At 74.0% G+C, this 21869-nt stretch carries 25 protein-coding genes, 1 pseudogene and 1 riboswitch; of the genes and pseudogenes, 12 read left to right on the top strand and 14 right to left on the bottom strand.

Annotation, left to right across the window (positions count from 1 at the left end):
• Positions 1 to 2: 2 nt before the first annotated feature.
• Positions 3 to 1439, bottom strand: coding sequence for an NADP-dependent phosphogluconate dehydrogenase (gndA, locus tag AB0H57_RS24180; RefSeq protein WP_357510059.1), 1437 nt, complete (start codon positions 1437 to 1439; stop codon positions 3 to 5).
• A gap of 436 nt (positions 1440 to 1875) precedes the next feature.
• Between gndA and AB0H57_RS24175 the strand changes: the two genes are divergently transcribed.
• Positions 1876 to 2118 carry a hypothetical protein gene (locus AB0H57_RS24175; RefSeq protein WP_357510057.1) on the top strand — a complete coding sequence of 81 codons (243 nt, stop codon included), beginning with the start codon at positions 1876 to 1878 and terminating at the stop codon, positions 2116 to 2118.
• An 81-nt stretch (positions 2119 to 2199) separates the two neighbouring features.
• Here AB0H57_RS24175 and AB0H57_RS24170 read toward each other — a convergent pair whose 3' ends face one another.
• Entirely contained in the window at positions 2200 to 2895 is a 696-nt protein-coding gene (locus AB0H57_RS24170; protein ID WP_357510055.1) for a hypothetical protein, read from the bottom strand.
• 153 nt (positions 2896 to 3048) lie between these two features.
• Between AB0H57_RS24170 and AB0H57_RS24165 the strand changes: the two genes are divergently transcribed.
• Both AB0H57_RS24165 and AB0H57_RS24160 read left to right on the top strand, forming a co-directional pair.
• Entirely contained in the window at positions 3049 to 4245 is a 1197-nt protein-coding gene (locus AB0H57_RS24165; protein ID WP_357510053.1) for a sensor histidine kinase, read from the top strand.
• Positions 4242 to 4901 (top strand): response regulator transcription factor, encoded by a 660-nt coding sequence (locus AB0H57_RS24160; RefSeq protein ID WP_357510051.1) that lies wholly within the window; start codon positions 4242 to 4244, stop codon positions 4899 to 4901. The genes AB0H57_RS24165 and AB0H57_RS24160 overlap by 4 nt, the downstream gene beginning before the upstream one ends.
• Before the next feature lie 2 nt (positions 4902 to 4903).
• Here the strand turns inward: AB0H57_RS24160 and AB0H57_RS24155 are convergent, their stop codons facing one another.
• Genes AB0H57_RS24155 through AB0H57_RS24145 form a run of 3 tightly spaced genes read right to left on the bottom strand, consistent with a single transcriptional unit; the run spans position 4904 to position 7763 of the window.
• A complete protein-coding gene (locus tag AB0H57_RS24155; RefSeq protein WP_357510049.1) occupies positions 4904 to 5704 on the bottom strand; it encodes an energy-coupling factor transporter transmembrane component T in 801 nt (266 codons plus the stop codon).
• Positions 5701 to 7146, bottom strand: coding sequence for an ABC transporter ATP-binding protein (locus AB0H57_RS24150; RefSeq protein ID WP_357510047.1), 1446 nt, complete (start codon positions 7144 to 7146; stop codon positions 5701 to 5703). Before AB0H57_RS24150 ends, AB0H57_RS24155 begins: the two co-directional genes overlap by 4 nt.
• A gap of 29 nt (positions 7147 to 7175) precedes the next feature.
• A complete protein-coding gene (locus tag AB0H57_RS24145) occupies positions 7176 to 7763 on the bottom strand; it encodes an ECF transporter S component (protein ID WP_357510045.1) in 588 nt (195 codons plus the stop codon).
• A gap of 74 nt (positions 7764 to 7837) precedes the next feature.
• A riboswitch (TPP riboswitch) is annotated at positions 7838 to 7944 on the bottom strand.
• A gap of 90 nt (positions 7945 to 8034) precedes the next feature.
• Here AB0H57_RS24145 and AB0H57_RS24140 point away from each other — a divergent pair.
• The 5 genes from AB0H57_RS24140 to AB0H57_RS24120 all read left to right on the top strand — a co-directional run bounded on the left by AB0H57_RS24140 (position 8035) and on the right by AB0H57_RS24120 (position 13124).
• On the top strand, positions 8035 to 8859 hold the full coding sequence (locus AB0H57_RS24140; protein WP_357510042.1) for an alpha/beta hydrolase: 825 nt from the start codon (positions 8035 to 8037) through the stop codon (positions 8857 to 8859).
• Entirely contained in the window at positions 8856 to 9668 is an 813-nt protein-coding gene (locus tag AB0H57_RS24135; RefSeq protein WP_357510040.1) for an AAC(3) family N-acetyltransferase, read from the top strand. The genes AB0H57_RS24140 and AB0H57_RS24135 overlap by 4 nt, the downstream gene beginning before the upstream one ends.
• Positions 9665 to 10414 (top strand): SIS domain-containing protein, encoded by a 750-nt coding sequence (locus AB0H57_RS24130; RefSeq protein ID WP_357510038.1) that lies wholly within the window; start codon positions 9665 to 9667, stop codon positions 10412 to 10414. Before AB0H57_RS24135 ends, AB0H57_RS24130 begins: the two co-directional genes overlap by 4 nt.
• 94 nt (positions 10415 to 10508) lie before the next feature.
• Positions 10509 to 11003, top strand: a complete 495-nt coding sequence (locus tag AB0H57_RS24125; RefSeq protein ID WP_357510036.1) for a DUF6328 family protein — start codon at positions 10509 to 10511, stop codon at positions 11001 to 11003.
• A 150-nt stretch (positions 11004 to 11153) separates the two neighbouring features.
• Positions 11154 to 13124, top strand: coding sequence for an acyl-CoA dehydrogenase family protein (locus AB0H57_RS24120; protein WP_357510034.1), 1971 nt, complete (start codon positions 11154 to 11156; stop codon positions 13122 to 13124).
• Positions 13125 to 13235: 111 nt separating this feature from the next.
• On the opposite strand, the gene AB0H57_RS24115 is transcribed toward AB0H57_RS24120, so the two are convergent.
• From AB0H57_RS24115 to AB0H57_RS24080, 8 genes are all read right to left on the bottom strand, one after another.
• Positions 13236 to 13403 (bottom strand): hypothetical protein, encoded by a 168-nt coding sequence (locus AB0H57_RS24115; RefSeq protein ID WP_222957451.1) that lies wholly within the window; start codon positions 13401 to 13403, stop codon positions 13236 to 13238.
• Between the two features lie 9 nt (positions 13404 to 13412).
• Positions 13413 to 14018 (bottom strand): hypothetical protein, encoded by a 606-nt coding sequence (locus AB0H57_RS24110; protein WP_357510032.1) that lies wholly within the window; start codon positions 14016 to 14018, stop codon positions 13413 to 13415.
• A gap of 78 nt (positions 14019 to 14096) precedes the next feature.
• Entirely contained in the window at positions 14097 to 14495 is a 399-nt protein-coding gene (locus AB0H57_RS24105) for a transcriptional repressor (protein ID WP_357510030.1), read from the bottom strand.
• 22 nt (positions 14496 to 14517) lie between these two features.
• Positions 14518 to 14817: a metalloregulator ArsR/SmtB family transcription factor gene (locus tag AB0H57_RS24100; protein ID WP_357510028.1), complete on the bottom strand. Its 300-nt coding sequence runs from the start codon at positions 14815 to 14817 to the stop codon at positions 14518 to 14520.
• 34 nt (positions 14818 to 14851) lie between these two features.
• Positions 14852 to 15718: a metal ABC transporter permease gene (locus tag AB0H57_RS24095; RefSeq protein WP_357510026.1), complete on the bottom strand. Its 867-nt coding sequence runs from the start codon at positions 15716 to 15718 to the stop codon at positions 14852 to 14854.
• The gene (locus AB0H57_RS24090; RefSeq protein ID WP_357510024.1) at positions 15718 to 16479 is read right to left on the bottom strand and encodes a metal ABC transporter ATP-binding protein; all 762 of its coding nucleotides are present in this window, start codon (positions 16477 to 16479) and stop codon (positions 15718 to 15720) included. Before AB0H57_RS24090 ends, AB0H57_RS24095 begins: the two co-directional genes overlap by 1 nt.
• A gap of 38 nt (positions 16480 to 16517) precedes the next feature.
• Positions 16518 to 17459 carry a metal ABC transporter substrate-binding protein gene (locus AB0H57_RS24085; RefSeq protein ID WP_357510022.1) on the bottom strand — a complete coding sequence of 314 codons (942 nt, stop codon included), beginning with the start codon at positions 17457 to 17459 and terminating at the stop codon, positions 16518 to 16520.
• Between the two features lie 54 nt (positions 17460 to 17513).
• Complete coding sequence (locus AB0H57_RS24080; RefSeq protein WP_357510020.1) at positions 17514 to 17771, bottom strand: DUF6703 family protein; 258 nt, start codon at positions 17769 to 17771, stop codon at positions 17514 to 17516.
• Positions 17772 to 17797: 26 nt separating this feature from the next.
• Between AB0H57_RS24080 and AB0H57_RS24075 the strand changes: the two genes are divergently transcribed.
• From AB0H57_RS24075 to dusB, 4 genes are all read left to right on the top strand, one after another.
• A complete protein-coding gene (locus AB0H57_RS24075; RefSeq protein ID WP_357510018.1) occupies positions 17798 to 18139 on the top strand; it encodes an antibiotic biosynthesis monooxygenase family protein in 342 nt (113 codons plus the stop codon).
• A gap of 244 nt (positions 18140 to 18383) precedes the next feature.
• The gene (locus tag AB0H57_RS24070; RefSeq protein ID WP_357510016.1) at positions 18384 to 18830 is read left to right on the top strand and encodes a hypothetical protein; all 447 of its coding nucleotides are present in this window, start codon (positions 18384 to 18386) and stop codon (positions 18828 to 18830) included.
• Between the two features lie 139 nt (positions 18831 to 18969).
• Positions 18970 to 20349 (top strand): glycine--tRNA ligase, encoded by a 1380-nt coding sequence (locus AB0H57_RS24065; RefSeq protein WP_357510014.1) that lies wholly within the window; start codon positions 18970 to 18972, stop codon positions 20347 to 20349.
• Positions 20350 to 20551: 202 nt separating this feature from the next.
• Positions 20552 to 21700 (top strand): tRNA dihydrouridine synthase DusB, encoded by a 1149-nt coding sequence (gene dusB, locus AB0H57_RS24060; RefSeq protein WP_357510012.1) that lies wholly within the window; start codon positions 20552 to 20554, stop codon positions 21698 to 21700.
• A gap of 69 nt (positions 21701 to 21769) precedes the next feature.
• On the opposite strand, the pseudogene AB0H57_RS24055 reads toward dusB, so the two are convergent.
• A pseudogene (locus AB0H57_RS24055) lies at positions 21770 to 21869 on the bottom strand (phytochelatin synthase); the annotation flags it as partial.

Genomic DNA, 21869 nt, shown 5'->3' with positions numbered 1-21869 from the left:
GCTCACGCCTCCACTTCGGTGCGGTCGCCCGCCCAGAGCGTGTGGAACGAGCCGTCCCGGTCCACCCGCCGGTAGGTGTGCGCGCCGAAGTCGTCCCGCAGCCCCTGGATCAGCGCGGCCGGCAGGCGCTCCGCGCGCAGCGCGTCGAAGTAGGCCAGCGACGACGAGAAGGCCGGGGTCGGCACCCCGGCGCGGGCCGCGTCGGCCACCACCCGCCGCCAGCCGGGCACCCCGGCGTTGACCCGGTCGGCGAACCACGGGGCCACCAGCAGCGTGGCCAGCTCCGGCTCGGCGTCGTACGCCTCCCTGATCCGGTCCAGGAAGCGGGCCCGGATGATGCAGCCGCCCCGCCAGATGGTGGCGGTGCCGCCCAGGTCGATGTCCCAGTCGTACTCCCGGCTGCCGGCGCGGATCTGGTCGAAGCCCTGCGCGTACGCGACGATCTTGCTGGCCAGCAGCGCGCGCCGGACGTCCTCGACGAACGTGTCCCGGTCGTCCACCTGCCACTTCCCGCCCGCGTCGGCGAAGGCGCGGCGGGCGGCCTCCCGCTGGTCGGCGTGCCCGGACAGCGACCGGGCGAAGGTCGCCTCGGCGATGCCGGTGATGGGGACGCCCAGGTCGAGCGCGCACTGCACGGTCCAGCGGCCGGTGCCCTTCTGCTCGGCCTGGTCGAGCACGACGTCGACGAAGGGCCGGCCGGTCGCCCCGTCGGTGTGCCCGAGCACGTCGGCGGTGATCTCGATGAGGAAGGACTCCAGCTCGCCGCCGTTCCACTCCCGGAAGATCTCCGCGATCTCCGCCGGGCCCGCGGACAGCCCGGCCCGCAGCAGGTCGTACGCCTCGGCGATGAGCTGCATGTCGGCGTACTCGATGCCGTTGTGCACCATCTTCACGAAGTGGCCGGCGCCGTCCGGGCCGATGTGCCGGCAGCACGGCGTGCCCTCGACGTGCGCGGAGATCTTCTCGAAGATCGGGCCGAGCTTCCGGTACGACTCCGCCGAGCCGCCGGGCATGATGCTCGGGCCGCGCAGCGCGCCCTCCTCGCCGCCGGAGACGCCGGTGCCGACGAAGTGCAGGCCGTGCCCGCGCAGCGCCTCCTCCCGGCGGCGGGTGTCGGCGAAGTGCGCGTTGCCGCAGTCGACGACGATGTCCCCCTCTTCCAGCAGCGGGACCAGCTCGTCGATCACCGCGTCGGTGGGGGCGCCCGCCTTCACCATGACGATCACCGCGCGGGGGCGCTCCAGCGAGGCGACGAAGTCGGCGAGGGATTCCGCAGCAATGAAGGTGCCCTCGTCGCCGTGCTCGGCCACCAGGCTGCGGGTGCGCTCCGGCGACCGGTTGTGCACCGCCACCGTGAAGCCGTTGCGGGCCAGGTTCCGGGCCAGGTTGCGGCCCATCACCGCCAGCCCGGTCACGCCGATCTGCGCCCGCTCTGCCATGCGTACCGCCGCCTTCCGTCTCGGTGCCCGTCCTGCGACCGTATCGCGGCCGGCGAGGGTCCGGGTGCGGACGTCGACGGCCGGTGATGGCCGCGTTCCGCACGGTGGTCAGCCCTCCGTCAGGTGGGCCTCGACGTGGGCGACCTTGGCGTGCATCGCGTCGGTGACCGCCGGCCGTACGTCGGCCTCGAGCTCGGGCCCGGTGCTGCCGGTAATTCGGGTGCGGGGCGGGGCGGCGGTCGGTTAGCGTGCCGGCATGCGTAACTGACGCCCTCTTCCGAGCCTGGTCCGCCGCCGTTTCGCCGCGGACCCGTCCTGCTCCGGGCGTCCGCATCCTCCTCGCCGCCGTCGCCGCGGTGTCTGTCGTGGTCGGACCCGCCGGAGCCAACCCGCTCACCGTGCCGTTCCGGCACTGTCGACAGTCAGGAGGCCGCGTATGCCCGCCAAGCGCAGTCCGAAGAAATCCCGCAAACCGTCGCCGTCCCGGGTGGACGTCACCCCGGAGGACCTCGACACCCTGGCCGTTACCCCCTTGGCGCTGCCGATGGCGCCGGTGGCCCTGCCGCGTCGGGCGGACACCTCGCCGCCGGCGAGCGTGCCGACCGACCGGCAGGCCGGCTTCTCCGGGCGCGCCCAGCGTGCGGGCCAGACCAGGTTTTACGCGTTCCGGCGCAGCTGACGCACCGGGTAACACGATGGGGAGACAGCCCGCGGGCGGGGCCGTGGTCATCACCACGGCTCCGCCCGCTCCCCTCCGGTCTCAGGAGTGCGTCGCCACGGGCGCTGTCGCCTCCGGTGCCGCGACGGTTGCCCGGTGCCGCCGTACGCCCAGGGCCAGCCCAGACAGGCCCGCCACCATCAGGACGCTCACGATGACCTTGAGCGGGACGCCTTCGGTGACGATGTCGAGCACCAGGCCGGCGGTGAGCACGAGCGGCACCCAGAGCGCCACCACACGGGCGCGCCAGGCGCCGAAGGCCAGCACCAGCAGACCGATCGTCCAACCCAGCAGCCAGACCGCGAACGACGACATCACGAACGGGTCGGCCTCGAGGGCGGTCACCACCGGCCGGGCGGTGTCCGCGTCGACCCCGGCACCGGCCAGCGCCCCGAAGAAGGCGTTGTACTGCCAGAGGTGGACGGTGGAGAAGTAGAGCCCGAGCACGGCCGCGGCACCGCCCACGGTGGCCACCACGGGCCGGAGCTGGCCCAGTACGACGGCGAGCCCGAGCGTGGCCGGCAGCAGCAGCAGGTGCGCCAGCGCGAACAGGAGTGTCTCCGCCCGCCACGCGCCCAGGTTGGCGGCGGCCACCGCCAGGTTGCCGGTGCCCTCCGACACGTCATCGGGGAACATCACCCAGTAGAAGGCGTTCGCGACGCCGTAGAGCAAGCCCCCGGCGGCCAGCGTGAACGCGGTGATCGATCGGCCGTACCGGCGTCCGGTGCTGTCATCCATCACAAGTCTCCCTCTCGAAACGGTGTGCTGGACGCTAGGCGCCGCGCCGGCCGGGATCGTCCGCCGCCGAGTTGACCTCGGGTGGAATCAGGCCTCGGCGCCCTCCACCCTCGGGTGGATGCCGCGAGGGGCCGCCGTCGATACCCTCTCCCCATGTCAGCCCTTGACGTCCGATTCCGGTGGCGGGAGATCGCCGTCGCAGTGGCGGGGGCCGCGCTGGTCGCGTTCGGGCTGGCCGAGCTCTACGTCCCGCTCGCCGGGTACGTCGAGGGCGAGGGACCGGACCTGGCGGCGTTGCCCGCCGGCTGGCTGGCCGTACTCACGGTGCTGCTCGTCGGCTACGGGCTCGCGGTGGCCGGCTGCACGGCGTACCCCCGGGCGGCCGCCGTCCTGGCCGCCGGCTGCTTCACCGCGCAGAGCTTCACGCCGGTTCTCCCCGAATGGCCGGTCGTGCCGCTGGTCGCCCTGCTCGCCGCCTGTTTCGGCTGCGTTGCGGTCGGCGGGCGGGGTGGGCCGGGGGTCGCGGCCAGCGGCTACTTCATCGCTCTCGGCGTCGAGAACGCCATGGCTGGTGACACCGACTGGGTGTTCATCGTCTTCGTCGCGCTGGCCGTGCTGGGCCCCGGTTACGCGGTGCGGATGCGGCGGGCGCAGGCGGCCCGGCTGGTGGCGCTCGCCGCGGAACGGGAGGCCGCGGCCCGGACCGACGAGCGGCTGAGGGTGGCCCGGGAGTTGCACGACATCGTGTCGCACGGGGTCTCGGTGATGGTGCTCCAGGCCGGGGCGGCGCAGGCGGTGCTCGACGCCGACGTCGCACGGGCCCATGAGTCGCTGGAAACCGTGCAGGACGTCGGGCGCGAGGTGGTGACCGAGTTGCGCCGGCTGCTGGTGATCCTCCGGGGCACCGAACCCGCGCCGGAGGGCCTGCCCTCGCTGCGGCGGATCGATTCGCTGCTGACCGCTGTCCGGGTGGCCGGGGGACGGACCGACGTCACCGTCACCGGTGACCTGGCCGAGGTGCCGGTGGCCGCCGACGTCAGCGGTTACCGGATCCTCCAGGAGGCGCTGACCAACGCCGCCCGGCACGCGCCCGGGGCGGCCGTCGCGATCACCGTGGAGGTGAGCGATGGCCAGTTGCGGTTGCACGTCGTCGACGACGGACCGGGCCCGGCCCGCGGCGGCTCCGACGGTGGCCATGGGCTCACCGGCATCCGGGAACGCGCCGAATTGTTCGGCGGGAGGGTCGAGGCAGGCCCGCGTCCGCACGGCGGGTTCCAGGTCCGGGTCGTGTTGCCGTTCGACGCCGACGTGGCCGGGTCGCCGCTGTCCGCGACCGGGAGTGCCAGGTGATCCGGGTCCTTGTCGCCGACGACGAGGCACTGGTCCGGGGCGGTCTGCGCATGATCCTCGGGGTGCACCCCGACATCGAGGTGGTCGCCGACGTCGCGGACGGTGCGGAGGCGGTGCGCCTCGCCGCCCGGCTGGAACCCGACGTGGTCCTGATGGACATCCACATGCCGCGCGTCGACGGGATAGCGGCCACCGAGCGCATCCTGGCCGCGCGCACCGACGTCCGGATCATCATGCTGACCACGTTCGACCTCGACGAGTACGTCTACCGGGCGCTGCGCGCCGGCGCGTCGGGGTTCCTGCTCAAGACCACCCCGCCCCGGGACCTGGCCGAGGCGCTTCGCACGGCGGCGCGCGGTGACGCCCTGCTCTCTCCGTCGATCACCCGCCGACTGATCGACCACTACACCGCCGCCGCGCCGGTCGCCGCCGGCCCTGGGCTGACGGAACTCACCGCCCGGGAGACCGACGTGCTGCGGCTGATGGCGCTGGGCCTGTCGAACCGGGAGATCGCCGGCCAGCTTTTCGTCGGCGAGGCGACGGTGAAGACGCACGTCAACCGCATCTTCGCCAAGCTGGGCGTCCGTGACCGGGTGCAGGCGGTGGTGCGGGCGTACCAGAGTGGGGTGGCGCGACCGGGCGGCGTGGCTTCCTAGGCCTAGCCGAGCAGCGGGCGGAAGGTGCCGAGCAGGACGCTGACCGTCAGCGCCGCACCGGCCGTCAGTGCCGCCGCGACGATCAGCAGCGTGTCGGCGAGAGTGAAGCGCTGCCGGCGGGCGACCGTCCGGGGGATGCCGGCGTCGAAGCCGCGCGCATCCATCGCCACCGCCAGCCGGGTGCCCCGCCGGATGGCGCCGACCAGCAGCGCGAACGCGGTCGACCCGAACAGCTGGAGCTTCGCCAGCGGGTTGCGGCCGGCGTCCACGCCGCGCGCGCGGCGGGCCATGCTGATCATCTGCCATTCCTGCTCCAGGAGCGGCACCAGCCGGAACGCCGCCAACGCGCCGATGGCGAAGCCGGCCGGCGCCTTCGCGTTCTGGACCAGCGCGTCGGCCAGGTCGGTGGCATCGGTGGTGGCGAAGACGATCACCCCGGGCAGCGCCACCGCCAGCAGCCGCAGCACCAGGCCGAGCGCGGTGACCAGGACCCCCTCGGTGACCAGGACGGGACCGGCGTGCAGCAGCACCGGGCCCGAGCGGTCGGCGGCGAAGAGCATCAGCGTGACCAGGATGCCGGCGGCGCCGGCCAGCAGCGGCCAGGCCCGCCGGGCCAGCACCCGGTAGCGGACGCCGAACAGCGGCAGCACGGCCAGTTCGACCGCGAGGGCGAGGGCCGGGGCGACCGGGTCCAGCGTCGCCAGCAGCACGAACGAGAAGACCAGCGCGGCGGCCAGCTTCGCCACCGGGTTGCGGCGGGCCAGCGGCGCGCCGGGCGCGGCGACCGGCTCGACGTCGATCACTGGCCGGCCGCCTCGGTCGGCTGCGCGGCTCGGCCCTCCAAGGTGACGGTCCGGTCGGCCAGCGCGGCGACGAAGTCCGCGTCGTGGGTGACCGTGACGACGCCGTGGCCGGCGTCGCGCAGCTCGGCGAAGAGGTCGACCAGCGCCAGCCAGGTCCGCCGGTCCTGGCCGAACGTCGGCTCGTCGCAGATGAGCAGGCGGGGCGCGGTGGCCAGGGCGGTCGCCACGCTCAGCCGCCGCGCCTCGCCGCCGGAGAGGGTGTACGGGTTGGCGCCCGCCAGCCGGCTGAGGCCCAGCCGCTCCAGCAGGGCGTCCACGGTGGCCCGTACCGCCGGCTCGGGCTGGCCGGTGCGGCGGGGCCCGAGCGCCAGCTCGTCGTGGACGGTGCCGGTGACGAACTGATGCTCGGGGTCCTGGAAGACCGAGCCGATCCGCCGGGTCAGGGCGGGGGCCCGCCAGCGGTGCGGGGGAGTACGGGCATCCCGGCCGGCGAGTTCGGCGGAGGCGGTGGCCGTACCGGTGCCGGGGCGGAGCAGCCCGCCCAGCAGCAGGGCCAGGGTGGACTTGCCGGCGCCGTTCGGGCCGAGCACGGCGAGCGCCTCGCCGGCGCGTACCCGAAGGTCGGTGGGGCCCAGCCGGGGCGGCAGGCCGAGCCGGTCGGCAGTGAGCAGCACGTCCCCGGCCGGACCGCTCGCCTGCCGGCGCGGCGCGGTGCGGCCCGGCACCCAGACGCCCTCGGCGGCGAGCGCGTCGCCGTGCCGGGCGAAGACCTCGGCCGGCGGTCCGTCGGCCCGGACCCCGCCGCCGGCCGCCAGCACGACGACCCGGTCGACCAGCGGCAGGGCCTCGGCGACCCGGTGCTCGACCAGGATCAGCGTGGTGTCGTCGTCCGCCGCGCGGGCGACGGCCGTGCGGACCAGCGCCGCGCCGGCCGGATCGAGGTTGGCGGTGGGCTCGTCGAGCAGCAGCAACTCCGGCCGCAGGGCGAGCGCCCCGGCCAGGGCCAGCCGCTGCTGCTCGCCGCCGGAGAGCGCGGCGGTGGGCCGGTCCCGGTGGTACGGGAAGCCGACCCGGCGCAGTGCCTCGTCCACCCGGGGCCAGATCTCCTCGGCGGGTACGCCCCGGTTCTCCAGCCCGAACGCGACGTCGTCGCCGCTGCGGGCCATCACGAGCTGGCTCTCCGGGTCCTGGAAGACGATGCCGACCCGTTCCCGGGCCTTGCGCGGGTCGAGCCCGTCGACCTCGACGGTGCCCTCCTGCTCGCCGGAGTCCTCGGCGAGCAGGCCGGCGAGGGCGGCGAGCAGGGTGCTCTTGCCCGCCCCGGAGGGCCCGAGCAGCAGCACCCGCTCCCCGCGCTCGATGCGCAGGTCCGCCCCGCGTACCGCCCAGCGCTTCCGCCCGGCGTGCCGCCACCCGAACCCGCGCAGCACCACCTCGCTCACCCGGCCGCGCCCCTTCCTCCGCGCCGGCGTCAGACCGCGGCGCGTTCGCGGCCGGCGGGGAAGCGGTCCAGCGCGCCGGTGTTGGCCAGGGCGCGGGTGAGCAGCCAGCCGCCGAGACCTGCCACGATCGCGGCGCTGACCACGGTGAGCGCCCCGTACGTCAGCCGGTAACCCATCCCGTAGGCGGTGTTCCAGACGAAGAAGTCGAACAGGGCGGCGCTGAGACCGGTCAGCGCGCCGGCGAGCAGCGCCGTCGGGAGCCGGAACGAGCGGTACGCGAAGGCGGCGAAGGCCAGCTCCGCGCCGAGCCCCTGGATCAGGCCCTGGACGATGGTGACGCCGCCCCACTCCGAGCCGAGCAGCGCGGAGACCGTCGCGGCGACCGCCTCGCAGAACAGCGCCGCGCCGGGCTTGCGGATGACCAGGCCGCCCAGCACCGCCGGGACCAGCCAGACGCCGTAGAGGATCGCCTGGGTGGCCGGCGCGGCGGCGAAGGCCGGGTCGGTCGCCTTCCACACCAGGCCCCAGGCCCAGAAGATGACGCCGAAGGCGACGGCGATCACCGCGGCGACCACGATGTCGATGGTGCGCCACTGCTTGCTGTTGGTGTTGTCCATGCGGTGCTCCCAGTCCAGTGGTACGAACCAGGAGAAGACGCACGCCGTGCCCGGACGGACCGGACGACGGCGCGGCTGGAGGTCGACCGAACTCCCTGCGCTGGCATTACCCAGATCAGGTTCGAGGGTCTGCGGGCCTCGGCCCGCACTCTCAGCGCTGTGCGCTCCCCTGTCGGAGGTGAAGTTGTCTCTCGGCAGACGCTAGCACCGTTGCCGGGCCCGGGCCCAGGTGGGCGGCCGGGCGTGGGTGGACCGGGTTAGGCTGCCGATCATGCAGATCGACGCGCGGGGTCTCACGTTCGAGGTACGCGCGGGCGGGCCGGCGGACGGCGACCCGGTGCTGCTGCTGCACGGGTTCCCCCAGCACAGCGGCGAGTGGGACGACGTGACGCCCGCACTGCACGCCGCCGGGCTGCGCACGTACGCGCTGGACCAGCGCGGCTACTCGCCGGGGGCGCGGCCGGCGGCGGTCGAGGCGTACCGGATTCCGGAGCTGGTGGCCGACGCGGCCGGCGTGCTCGACGCGCTCGGCGTGCCCACCGCGCACCTGGTCGGGCACGACTGGGGCGCGATCGTGGCCTGGGGCCTGGCGGCGGCCCACCCCGACCGGGTGCGGACGCTGACCGCGGTCTCCGTGCCGCACCCGGCCGCGATGGCGCGGGCGCTGGCCGACGACCCGCGCCAGAAGGCCCGCTCGTCGTACCTGGCGTTGTTCCGGATGCCGGGCAAGGCGGAGAAGGTGCTGCTCGGGCTGCGCGCCGCCGCGCTGCGCCGGATGCTCGCCGGGGTCGGCGACGCCGCCCGGGTGGCCCGCTACGCCGACCCGATGCGCGAGCCGGGCGCGCTGACCGCCGCGCTGAACTGGTACCGGGCGATGGCTGGGGCGGACCTGAAGGCGGTCGGCCCGGTGACCGTGCCCACCACGTTCGTCTGGAGCGACCGGGACGCCGCCATCGGGCGGACCGCGGCGGCGGCCTGCGCCGGGCGGGTGACCGGCGACTACCGCTTCGTCGAGCTGACCGGGGTGACCCACTGGATCCCGGACGAGGCGCCCGACCGGCTGGCCGAGGCGATCCTCGCCCGGGTCGGCCGGTGAGCGCGCCCGCCGTGCCGGCCCGGCCGCACACCCGCGCCTCGCTCGCCGCCCAGCTGCGCGCCCTCGGCGTACGCCCCGGCGGGACCGTGCTGGTGCACGCGGCCCTGCGCGGGCTGGGCTTCCTCTGCGGCGGGCCGGAGGCCGTGCTGCTCGCCCTGCGCGACGTACTCGGCCCGGACGGCACGGTGGTGGTGCCCACCCACACCCCGGAGAACAGCGACCCGGCGGGCTGGAGCAACCCGCCGGTGCCGGCGGACTGGTGGCCGGTCATCCGGGCGGAGATGCCCGGCTTCGACCCGGCGGTCACCCCGAGCCGGTTCATGGGCACCCTGGCCGAGCTGGTCCGGACCTCGCCCGGCGCCCGGCGCAGCGACCACCCGCACGTCTCGTTCGCCGCGCTCGGGCCGGCCGCCGAGCGGATCGTCGCCGGTCACACGCTGGCCGGCATGCTCGGCGAGGGCTCCCCGCTGGCCCGCCTGCACGAGCTCGACGCCGACGTGCTGCTGCTCGGCGTCGACCACGGCCACAGCACCTCACTGCACCTGGCCGAGTACCGGCAACCCGCGCCGCCCCGGCAGCGCTGCGGCGCGGCGGTGCGGACCGCCGACGGTGGCCGGGACTGGGTGTGGTGGGACGACGTCGACCTGGACGAGAGCGACTTCGCCCGGCTCGGCGCCGACCTGGAGGCGACCGGGGCGGTCCGGCTCGGCCCGGTCGGCGACGGGACGGGCCGGCTGGTGCGGCAGCGGGCGGCGGTGGACTTCGCGGTGGGCTGGCTGGCCCGCCACCGACGGACGGAGGAAGCATGACGGTGAGCGCGGAGGCGTACCTGGCGGTGGTCACGGAGACGATCGAACGGGTGGCGCGGACGCAACGCGACGCCGTCGGGCGGGCGGCCGACCTGATCGCCGAGGCGCTGCGGGCCGACGGCATCGTGCACGCGTTCGGCACCGGCCACTCCGAGGCGCTCGCCATGGAGATCGCCGGGCGGGCCGGCGGGCTGGTGCCCACCAACCGGATCGCGCTGCGCGACCTGGTGTTGCACGGCGGCGAGCCGGCCGGCGTCCTCGGCCCGAAGCTGGAACGCGACCCGGCCGTGGCGCACCGCCTCTACGCGCTGGCCCCGGTACGCCCGGCGGACATCTTCGTGCTGGCCTCCAACTCCGGGGTGAACGGGGCGATGGTGGAGTTCGCCGCCCTGGTCGCCGAGCGCGGCCATCGGCTCGTGGCGATCACCTCGGCGGAGCACTCGGCCCGGATGACGTCCCGCCACCCGTCCGGGCGCAAGCTCGCCGACTTCGCCGACGTGGTGCTGGACAACGGCTCCCCGTACGGCGACGCGACGCTCCCGCTGCCCGGCGGCGGCGCGGTCGGCGCGGTCTCCTCGATCACCGCCGCGCTGCTGGCGCAGCAGATCGTCGCCGAGGTGGTGGCGCGGCTGCTGGCGGCGGGGGAGCGGCCCCCGGTGTACCTGTCGGCCAACATCGCCGGTGGCGACGAGCACAACGACGCGCTGGAGGCCCGCTACGCCGGCCGAATCCGCCGCGGATCATGAACTGGTTTCGTCGACGTGGTGGCGGGGCACTTCCGGCGCTGCCGGCGGGGCGCTCCTCCGCCGGCGTCGCCGGTTGAGTGGGAGGTAGCGCCGAGTGTCGAAGGAAACCGAGAAGCAGCGCTGGCAGCGCAACTTCGCCGATCTGCTCCAGGAGTTGCGGGTCGCGCAGACCGGCGTGCAGATCCTCTTCGCGTTCCTGCTCACCCTGCCGTTCAGCAACGGTTTCACCCGGACCACCGAGTTTCAGAAGGACGTCTACATCGTCGCGTTGCTGGCCGCGGCGGCGGCCACCGCGATGATCATTTCGCCGGTGGCCTTCCACCGGGCGCTGTTCCGCCAGGGGCGCAAGCCGGAACTGGTGCGCTTCGCGCACACCATGGCCACCGGCGGGCTCGCCTTCATGCTGATCGCGATGGTCAGCGCGGTGCTGCTGATCACGGACTTCGTGCTCAGCCGGCCGATCGCGTTCCTGCTCACCGCGGTCACCGCGGTCTGCTTCCTAGCCTTCTGGGTCGTGCTGCCGTTCGCCCGCCGCAACTGGGGCGACGACGACATCGCCGACGAGGAGGACCTGCCCGCCCGGGACTGACCCCACCACCCTTGCGGCGAAAGGCGAAAATCGGAGGTGCCCGCACCGCTACCCCTGGGTAACACCCGGGGGTAGCTTTGTGATGTCGAGCACGTCACCGTGACGTCGAGCACGGCGACGAAGCCGGACCGAGGTGCGAGGGGGCAGCCGATGACCACGACCCAGGACAGCACACCCGTCTCCGACGGCGCCGGGCCGCTGCCGAAGGAAGCCGGCCAGGTCAGCGAGAAGGAGGCCCGCCAGGTCGCCGAGGCGGCCCGGGAGGCCGCCTGGGACCGGCCCAGCTTCGGCAAGGAGCTGTTCCTCGGCCGGTTCCGGCTCGGCCTGATCAACCCGTGGCCGCACTCCGACCCGGCCGACGACGCGCGCGCCGAGGAGTTCCTCACCGCACTCCGCGCCTTCCTCGACTCCGAGGTGGACGGCCCGGCGATCGAGCGGGACGCCCGGATCCCGGACGAGGTCCTGCTGGGCCTGGCCCGGCTCGGCGCCTTCGGCATGAAGATCGACCGGAAGTACGGCGGGCTCGGGCTGAGCAACCTGCACTACTGCCGGGCGCTGATGCTGGTCGGCTCGGTCAGCCCGGCGATCAGCGCACTGCTCTCCGCCCACCAGTCGATCGGCGTCCCGCAGCCCCTGAAGATGTTCGGCACCGCCGAGCAGAAGGAGACGTTCCTGCCTCGGCTCGCCGGCGGTGAGGTGTCCGCGTTCCTGCTCACCGAGCCCGACGTGGGTTCCGACCCGGCCCGGCTCGCCACCGTCGCCACCCCGACCGAGGACGGCACCGGCTACCGGCTCAACGGGGTGAAGCTCTGGGCCACCAACGGCACCCTCGCCACCCTGCTGGTGGTGATGGCCCGGGTGCCGGCCGCCGAGGGGCACCGCGGCGGGATCACCGCCTTCGTGGTCGACGGCGACGCTGAGGGCATCACCGTCGAGCGGCGCAACGCCTTCGTCGGCCTGCGCGGCCTGGAGAACAGCCTCACCCGGTTCCACGACGTCTTCGTGCCGAAGGAGAACGTGATCGGCGGCGAGGGCAAGGGTTTGAAGATCGCGCTGACCACGTTGAACACCGGGCGGCTCTCGCTGCCCGCGATGTGCGTGGGCGCGGGCAAGTGGTCGCTGAACGTGGCCCGCGAGTGGGCCGCCGACCGGGTCCAGTGGGGACGGCCCGTCGGCGAGCACGAGGCCGTCGCCAAGAAGCTGGCCTTCATCGCCGCCACCACCTACGGCATGGAGAGCATGCTCGACCTCTGCTGCCTGCTCGCCGACGACGACCGCAACGACATCCGGATCGAGGCCGCGCTGGTCAAGCTGTACGCCAGCGAGATGGCCTGGCAGATCGCCGACGAGCTGATCCAGATCCGGGGCGGGCGCGGCTACGAGACCGCCGAATCGCTGGCGGCCCGGGGGGAACGGCCCGTCGAGGTCGAGCAGATCCTGCGCGACCTGCGGATCAACCGGATCTTCGAGGGCTCGACGGAGATCATGCACCTGCTGATCGCCCGGGAGGCGGTCGACGCGCACCTCTCCGTCGCCGGCGACATCATCGACCCGGACGCGGGGCTGGGCCGCAAGGCGAAGGCCGGCGCCCGGGCCGGCGCCTTCTACGCGAAGTGGCTGCCCACCCTCGCCGTCGGCAAGGGCCAGACGCCCGGGGCGTTCGCCGAGTTCGGGCCGCTCGCCGGCCACCTGCGGCACGTGGAGCGGACCTCCCGCAAGCTGGCCCGGTCCACCTTCTACGCGATGTCCCGCTGGCAGGGAAAGATGGAACGCAAGCAGGCGTTCCTCGGCCGGGTGGTGGACATCGGCGCGGAGCTGTTCGCCATGTCGGCGGTGTGCGTGCGGGCCACCGCCGAGCGGGACACCCACCCGGAGAACGTCGAGCTGGCCGACCTGTTCTGCCGGCAGGCCCGGATCCGGACCGACCAGCTCCTCGCCGGCCTGTGGGAGAACACCGACTCGGTGGACGTGGCGGCGGCCAAGCGCATCCTCGCCGGCCGGTACGCCGCGCTCGAGGCAGGCGTGGTCACCCCGCCCGCCGACCTGCCGTGGGTGGCCCGCTGGGAGCCCGGACCCTCCACCGCCCAGGACGTCCGCCGCCGCATCCCCCGCCCCGAGTGAAAGGCGGGGCCCCCGCTTAACGCATTTTGTATAGGCGGGGGCCCCGCTCAACACCCTGCGGCGGGGGCGGCGCGGCGGGAGGTGGGGTGGCGGCGCGGCGGGTCGGGTCGGTCAGCGGGCGATGGCCCAGGCCAGGATGGCGGCCAGCAGCAGCCCGTTGAGACCCGCGAGCACCAGGTAGGCCGACGGCGGGATCCGGCGGCCCTTGCGGACGTAGCTCACCAGCACGCCCGCGTACACCAGCAGGGCCACGGCGACGGCGATCAGGAAGTACAGCACCGGCACACCCTAACGGCTGCCCCGCAGGCCGAGTCGACGCAGCTCCAGTGCGGCGAGCGCGTCGAGCGTCTCGTCGTCGCCGCGCCGCCACGCCTCCGCCACGTCGGGCGCCACCCGGGCCAGCCGGCCCAGCGGCTGACCGGTGAGCGCCCGCAGCGCGAGCAGGTCCCGTCCGGCGGGCGCGGCGGCGAGCCGCTTCGCCGCGCCGGCCCGGCGCATCCAGCGCACCCGCAGCGGCAGCCAGCCGAAGAGCACCAGGCCGAGCGGGAAGATCAGCACCGCCACGGCCAGCGCGAGGGCCAGTTGCTCGACCAGTTGCTGCTGGTCGCGGCCGGCCTCGGCGACCGCGCGGGCGGCCTCGGCCGCCTTCGTGAACGGGGCGGTCAGCTCGTCGCCCACCAGCGGCACCCGGCCGACCTTGCCACCGGCGTCGGCCAGGTTGTCGGCGAGGCCGCCGCCCGCGCCCTCCAGCTTCTTACCGGGTACGGCCAGCTTCTGCACCAGGTCGTGCAGCCACAGCGCGAAGCGGATCGAGGCGTACACCCAGGCGACCACGAGCAGATCGGTGAGGAGCTGGCGGGCGGCGGTCGGGAAACGATCGGCGTAGATCTTCACGCCGGACAGCGTGCCACGCTCCGGCCGGTCCGGCACCCCGTGCCCGCCCGGCCCGGGGGTGCCTGGGAGCGGGGCCGGTCAGCGGGCGCAGGTGGCGCAGCTGCCGAAGATCTCCAGGGTGTGGCTGACGTCGGAGAAGCCGTGCTGGGCGGCCACCCGTTCGGCCCAGGTCTCCACGGCCGGGCCGGCCACCTCGACGGTACGGCCGCAGGACCGGCAGACCAGGTGGTGATGGTGGCCGTCGCTGCACCGGCGGTAGAGGTGCTCCCCGCCGGGCGGCCGCATCACGTCGATCTCGCCGGCGTCGGCCAGCCCCTGCAGGGTGCGGTAGACGGTGGTCAGCCCCACCCGCTCGCCGCGCTGGCGCAGCATCGCGTACAGGTCCTGGGCGCTGTGGAATCCCTCGACCTCGGCGAGCAGCGCGCTCACCGCCGAGCGTTGCCGGGTGTTCCGGACCACGGTGCCGGACTCGGTCATGCCACCTCCCCGGGTCGGTCGGTCACTTCGCCTCCCCGGCGTGGCTGACCGCGTCCGCCACGATGTGCGCCACGTGCTCGTCGACCAGCGCGTACGCGATCTCGCGCCCGCGCCGTGAGCCGCGCACCACCCCGGCGCCGCGCAGCACCCGCAGGTGCTGGGAGACCAGTGGCTGGGGCGCGCCGAGCTTGTCCACGATCTCGTGCACGCACCGTTCACCCTGCGCCAGTTCGCTCACGATCGCCAGCCGGATGGGTGCCGCGAGGGCGCGCAGCAGGTCACCCGCCCCCTCGAAGGCCTCGTAGCCGTTCGTGCCGGTCACCTGACAACGGTAACCAATTGCCCGGGCGGCCGGTTCACCGGAGGACCACCTCGGGCGGCTCGGTGGCCGGCGCGGGGTGCGGGGTGCGGTGCCGGCGCAGCGCCCGCCGGCCGGCCGCGGCCAGCGCGACGACCAGGAAACTGGCGATGGCGAGCAGCACCACCGAGGCGCCGGGGGCGGTGTCCGCGGTGGCGGCCACCAGCACCCCGCCGCCGGCGGCCAGCAGCCCGAGCATCATGGCCGCCGCCATCGTGGTCCGGAAGCCCCGGGTCACCTGCTGCGCGGTGGCCACCGGCACCACCATCAGGGCGCTGATCAGCAGTACGCCGACCGCGCGCATGGCGATGGTGACGGTCACCGCGGTGGTCACCGCGAGCAGCATGTTCAGCGCCCGGACCGGCAGCCCGGAGACGCGGGCGTACTCCTCGTCGTGGCAGACCGCGAAGAGCGCCGGGCGCAGCACCAGCATGGTCACTCCGATCGCCACGCCGAGCACGCCGATGGTGGCCAGGTCGGCCGGCGACGTCGTGGTCAGCGACCCGAAGAGGTACGCGTTCAGCGAGGCGTTGCTGGCGTCGGAGAGCCCGACCAGCATCACCCCGCCGGCGATGCCGCCGTAGAAGAGCAACGCCAGCGCCAGGTCCCCGGAGGTGCGGCCCCGGGAGCGGACCAGCTCGATCACGATCGCGCCGAGCGTCGCGGCGATCACCGCCACCAGCACCGGGGAGCGGTTGAGCAGCAGGCCGGCGCCGACCCCGGTGAGCGCCACGTGCCCGATCCCGTCGCCGATCAGCGCCAGCCGCCGCTGCACCAGATAGATCCCGAGCGCCGGGGCGGCCAGCCCGATGACCAGGGCACCGACCAGGGCGCGCAGCATGAAGTCGTACTGGAAGAGGTCCATCACATGCTCCACAGCCCGGCGGGCTCCTCGTCGCAGTGCGGGTGCACATGGTCGTGGTCCGGCTCGGCGTGGTGGCCGGCCGGCTCCGGCACCGCGCCGTCGTGGGCGATGCCGCCCTGGTGTACGACGACCGCCCGGCTGATCAGCGGGCGCAGCGGCCCCAGCTCGTGCGCGACCAGCAGCACGGTGCCGCCGCCGGCGGCGAAGCCGCGCAGCGCCCCGGCGAACGCCTCCTGGCTGGCGGCGTCCACCCCGGCGGTGGGCTCGTCGAGGACCAGCAGTTCCGGCTCGCCGGCCAGCGCCCGGGCGATCAGGGTGCGCTGCTGCTGGCCGCCGGAGAGGGTGGCCACCGGATCGCCGGCCCGGTCGGCCAGACCGACGGCGCGCAGCGCGGCGGCGACCGCCTCCCGGTCGGCCCGTCCCGGCGGGCGCAGCACGCCCCGGCGGGCCAGCCGGCCGGAGGCCACCACCTCGCTCACCGTGGCCGGTACGCCGCTGCCGGCGCCCAGCCGCTGCGGGACGTACCCGATGCGCCGCCACTGCCGGAAGCGGCGCTGCGGGGTGCCGAAGAGGGTGACCGACCCGGCGACCAGCGGCACCAGGCCGAGCGCCGCGCGGATCAGGGTGGACTTGCCGGAGCCGTTGGCGCCGAGCACGGCGACCACCTCACCGGCGGTGACGGTCAGCGAGACGTCGCGCAGCACCGGGCGGCCGTCGTAGCCGACCGCCGCGTGGGCGACCTCGATCACGGGTGCGTTCATGCCGGCGCCGGGCCGATGATTCGCTCGCTGCCGCTCGCTCATGAGCACTCCAGGGCGGTGCGCAGGGTCTGCAGGTTGGTCCGCATCGCGGACAGGTAGTCGCCCTCGGCGGGCGGGCCCTCGATCGGGTCGAGCACGGCGGTCCGCGCCCCCACCGAGCGGGCGACCGTCTCGGCGACCTTGGGGCTGACCAGGGTCTCGAAGAAGATCGTGGTGGCCTGGTGTTCCCGGGCCTCACGGATCACCTCGGCGAGGTGCTTCGGCGCGGGCTCGGCCTCCGGGCTGAGCCCGGTCAGGCCGATCTGCTCCAGCCGGTAGCGCTCGGTCAGGTAGCCGAAGGCGGTGTGGCTGACCACGATCTCCCGGCGCCGGCAGTCGGCCAGCCCGGCGGTGAGGTCGGCGTCCAGCTTCGTCAGCTCGCCGCGCAGCGCCGCCGCCCGGGCGGTGTAGTCGGCGGCGTGCTCCGGGTCGGCCGTGCCGAGCCGTTCGGCGAGCCGGTCGCCGAGGGTGGCCAGCCGGGTCGGGTCGAGCCAGACGTGCGGGTCCTTGCCGCCGCTCTCCTCGTGGCCGTGGTCCGCCTCGCCCTCGTGGTCGTGGCCGCCGGCCGCCGCGTCGAGCAGCGGCTGCACGGTGGTCACGTCGAAGGCCCGGTCGGCGGCGTTCTGGTCGACCGCCTCGTCGACGTTGGGCTGGAAGCCCTTGAGGTAGACGACCACCTTCGCCTCGCTGAGCTGACCCACCTGGCGCGGGTTGAGCTCCAGGTCGTGCGGCTCGGCACCCGGCTTGGCCAGGTTGGTGACCCGTACCGCGTCGCCGCCGACCCGCTCGGCGAGGAACTGGAGCGGGTAGAAGGCGGCCACCACGTCCACCCCCCGCGGGTCGGCGCCCGCACCGTCGTCCGCGCAGGCGGCGGCGCCGCCGAGAGTCAGCAGGGCGACGGCCGAGGCGGCCAGGGTGCGCGGCGCGGTGCGGAGGGTCATGTCAGCAACTCTCCGCGATAACGAAATTGATTGTCAAAAACGCATAGGTGCATGTCACAGCAGCTTGACCAGGGCGACCGTGACGAGCAGCGTGAGCATCACCAGCCGGAGCACCCGGGTCTGCGGGGCCTGCACCGGCCAGGTCGTGGCCAGCAGCCAGAACAGGGCCGCGGCCAGCACCAGCAGCAGCACCCCGCCCACCGGTCCCGGCGCGAAGAACGCCACCAGGACCAGGATCAGCGTGGCCAGGAACACCGTCGTCGGGTTGGCCCGGGCCAACCGGGCCAGCCGGGAGTGCTGCGTACGCTGCATCCCACAGACTCTACGAGGAGGACGCCGTGCTGGTAACCAACCGGTTCGTGGTCGACGAGGGGCAGGCGGCCGCCTTCACCGAGCGGGCGCACGCCGCGCTGACCGCGCTCGCCGCCCGGCCCGGCTACCTGCGCGGGGAACTGCTCCGGGCGTACGACGACCCCCGGCACTGGTGCCTGGTCACCGAGTGGGAGTCGGTCGGGGCGTACCGGCGGGCGCTGGGCGGATTCGACGTCAAGGTGCACGCCACCCCGCTGCTCGCCGAGTCGCTGGACGAGCCGTCCGCGTACGAGACACTGGCCAGCGCCGCCCCGGACGGGGAGGTCGTCGAGCTGGCCAGCGATCGGGCCGCACGGCCGTACCGCTGAGCCGGCGGGCACTACCCTGCACGGTATGACCGCTCCCGGACCGCCGTACCCCGTGTCGCCCGGCCAGGGCGGCGGCCCGCCGGCTCCGCCGTCCGGAGGTCATCCCACGTCCCCCGCCGGTGGCCACCCCACCTCCCCGCCCGGCGGCGGTTTCCCGCCCGGATCGCCACCGGGTTTCCCGCCCGGTTCCCCACCTGGCGTCCCGGTCGGGGCGGACGCGCCGGCGCCGCCGTCCGGACCCGGGGTGGCCCCGCCGTTCGCCGCGCCGCCCACCGAGGGCCGGCAGTCCCGGCTCTGGCTCGGGCTGGGCGTCGGGGCGCTGGCCGTGCTGCTCTGCTGCGGCGGGGGCGGCGCGGCCGTGGTCGGCCTCGCGGTCAGCAACATGCAGGCGATCCGCGAGCAGGGCCGGACCGCGACCGAGCACTACTACCAGGGGCTACGCGAGCGGAACTACGGCGAGTCCTACGACGCGCTCTGCGACCCGGCCCGGCGGCGCGAGTCCCGGGCCCAGTTCGAGCAGCGGGTCTCCCAGCAGCCGCAGGTCACCGCCTACCGGGTCGGCGAGGTGGACCCGAACAGCCTCACCGTGCCGGTCGACGTGACCTTCGAGGGCGGGCGGCGGCGCACCCAGCAGGTGACCCTCGCCCCGGACAGCAACACCGGCGACATCGAGGTCTGCGGCATCAGCTGACCACGACCGGTCGGGGCCGGACGGGGTCACCCCGGTATTCTGCTGGGCTCGGGCCCCCGGTCGCCGTACCGTTGTCCCGAACCGACCGGTTCCATCCACATCTCGCCCCCGCCGACCGCCAGCCGGCGTAGGAGGAAACATGCCAGCCGACCGTATCGACGCCGTCGTCAGCCTCGCCAAGCGCCGAGGCTTCGTCTTCCCCTCCAGCGAGATCTACGGGGGTACCCGGTCGGCCTGGGACTACGGCCCGCTCGGCGTCGAGCTCAAGGAGAACGTCCGCCGGCAGTGGTGGCGCACCATGGTCCAGCAGCGCGACGACGTCGTCGGCCTGGACTCGGCGGTCATCCTGGCCCGCCAGGTCTGGGAGGCCAGCGGCCACATCGCCGAGTTCGTCGACCCGCTCACCGAGTGCCAGTCCTGCCACAAGCGGTTCCGCGCCGACCACCTGGAAGAGGCGTACGAGGCCAAGCACGGCAAGCCGCTGACCTCGCTGACCGAGCTGAACTGCCCGAACTGCGGCAACAAGGGCACCTTCACCGAGCCGAAGATGTTCAACGGCCTGATGAAGACCTACCTCGGCCCGGTGGAGAGCGAGGAGGGCCTGCACTACCTGCGCCCGGAGACCGCCCAGGGCATCTTCGTCAACTACAAGAACGTGGAGACGGTCGCCCGCAAGAAGCCGCCGTTCGGCATCGCGCAGACCGGCAAGTCGTTCCGCAACGAGATCACCCCGGGCAACTTCATCTTCCGGACCCGCGAGTTCGAGCAGATGGAGATGGAGTTCTTCGTCGAGCCGGGCACCGACGAGCAGTGGCACGAGTACTGGCTGCAGGAGCGCTGGAACTGGTACCTCGACCTCGGCCTCTCCGCGGACAACCTGCGCTTCTACGAGCACCCCAAGGAGAAGCTCTCCCACTACTCGAAGCGCACCGTCGACATCGAGTACAAGTTCCAGTTCGGCGGCAGCGAATTCGCCGAGCTGGAGGGCATCGCCAACCGCACCGACTTCGACCTGACCACGCACAGCAAGCACTCCGGCGTCGACCTGTCGTACTTCGACCAGACCAAGGGCGAGCGCTGGATGCCGTACGTGATCGAGCCGGCCGCCGGCCTGACTCGCGCGGTGCTCGCGTTCCTGCTCGAGGCGTACGACGAGGACGAGGCCCCGAACACCAAGGGCGGCGTGGACAAGCGCACCGTCATGCGCTTCGACCCGCGGCTGGCCCCGGTCAAGGTGGCGGTGCTGCCGCTGTCCCGCAACGAGGCGCTCTCGCCGAAGGCCAAGCAGCTCGCCGCCGACCTGCGCAAGCGCTGGATCGTCGAGTTCGACGACTCGCAGGCGATCGGCCGCCGCTACCGCCGGCAGGACGAGATCGGCACCCCGTTCTGCGTGACGGTCGACTTCGACACCCTGGACGATAACGCGGTGACCGTCCGGAACCGGGACACCATGGCCCAGGAGCGCATCTCCCTGGACCAGGTGGAGCAATACCTCATCGAGCGCCTCCCCGGCTGCTGAGGTGTAGGGCGGGGCCCCTTCTCAACGCATTCGGTAGAGGCGGGGCCCCCGCTCAACCCCCCCGCCCCCGGGCCGGGGCAGCACGACAACCGGACCGCCTGGAAACCTCCGTTCCTGCCGCCGCTGTGATATGCGCCGTGTTAAGCGGGCCCCCCGCCTGTGCAGAAGGAGTTAAGCGGGGGCCCCTCCTTACACTTGGGCGGTGAATGCGCTGAGGATCGGCTCGCACCAGGTGTGGCCGCCGGTGGTGCTCGCGCCGATGGCCGGGATCACCAACGTCGGCTTCCGCCGGCTCTGCCGGGAGCAGGGCGGCGGCATCTACGTCTGCGAGATGATCACCACCCGGGCGCTGGTCGAGCGGAACCCGAAGACGCTGCGCATGATCGCCTTCGGCGAGGAGGAGCGGCCGCGCAGCCTCCAGCTCTACGGCACCGACCCGGAGATCACCGCCGCCGCCGTGCGGATCGTCGTGGAACGGGATCTCGCCGATCACATCGACCTCAACTTCGGCTGCCCGGTGCCGAAGGTGACCCGGCGGGGCGGCGGCTCGGCGTTGCCGTGGCGCCGCCGGCTCTTCGCCCGGCTGGTCCGGGCCGCGGTGGACGCCGCGTCACCCGCCGGGGTGCCGGTCACGGTCAAGATGCGCAAGGGCATCGACGACGACCACCTGACGTACGTCGAGGCCGGGCTCGCCGCCCAGGACGCCGGCGTCGCCGCGGTCGCCCTGCACGGGCGTACGGCCGCGCAGCGCTACTCGGGCACCGCCGACTGGGACGCCATCGCCACCCTGAAGCAGGCGCTCGACGTCCCGGTGCTCGGCAACGGCGACATCTGGGAGGCGGACGACGCGCTGCGGATGGTCGCCCACACCGGGGTGGACGGGGTGGTGATCGGCCGTGGCTGCCTGGGCCGGCCGTGGCTCTTCGCCGACCTGGAGGCCGCCTTCAACGGCCGGCCCGAGCGGCGGCTGCCCGGCCTGGGCGAGGTGGCGGTGACCATGCGCCGGCACGCCGAGCTGCTGGTCGAGCAGTTCGTGGCCGGGGCGCGGAACCCGGCCCGGGGCGAGCGCGACGGCTGCACCGACTTCCGCAAGCACGTCGCCTGGTACCTCAAGGGCTTCCCCATCGGCAGTGAGCTGCGCCGCTCCCTCGCCATGATCGACAGCCTGGCCCAGCTCGACGACCTGCTCGGCAAGCTCGACCCCGAGGTGCCGTATCCGCTGGAGAATCTGGGCCAGCCGCGCGGCCGGACCAACTCTCCGGGCAAGGTCTACCTGCCCGACGGCTGGCTGGCCAGCCGGGACGACGACACCGTCCCCGACGGCGCGGAGCTGGACGACTCCGGCGGCTGACCCGGGCGTACCGAAGGGCCCGGCCCCTGGTGGGGGGGCCGGGCCCTTGTCGGTGGTGCGGACGGATCGTCAGGAGGCGGTGTAGCCGCGGGTGGCGATCCAGTCGGCGAGGTTGTCGACGCTGATTCGGTAGGAGGCGGTGTTCGGGTTGGCGGAGTCGGCGATGGTG

The organism is Micromonospora sp. NPDC050686 (genome assembly GCF_040654475.1).
GTDB lineage: Bacteria > Actinomycetota > Actinomycetes > Mycobacteriales > Micromonosporaceae > Micromonospora.
This window is presented reverse-complemented; position numbering and strand designations above follow the sequence as displayed.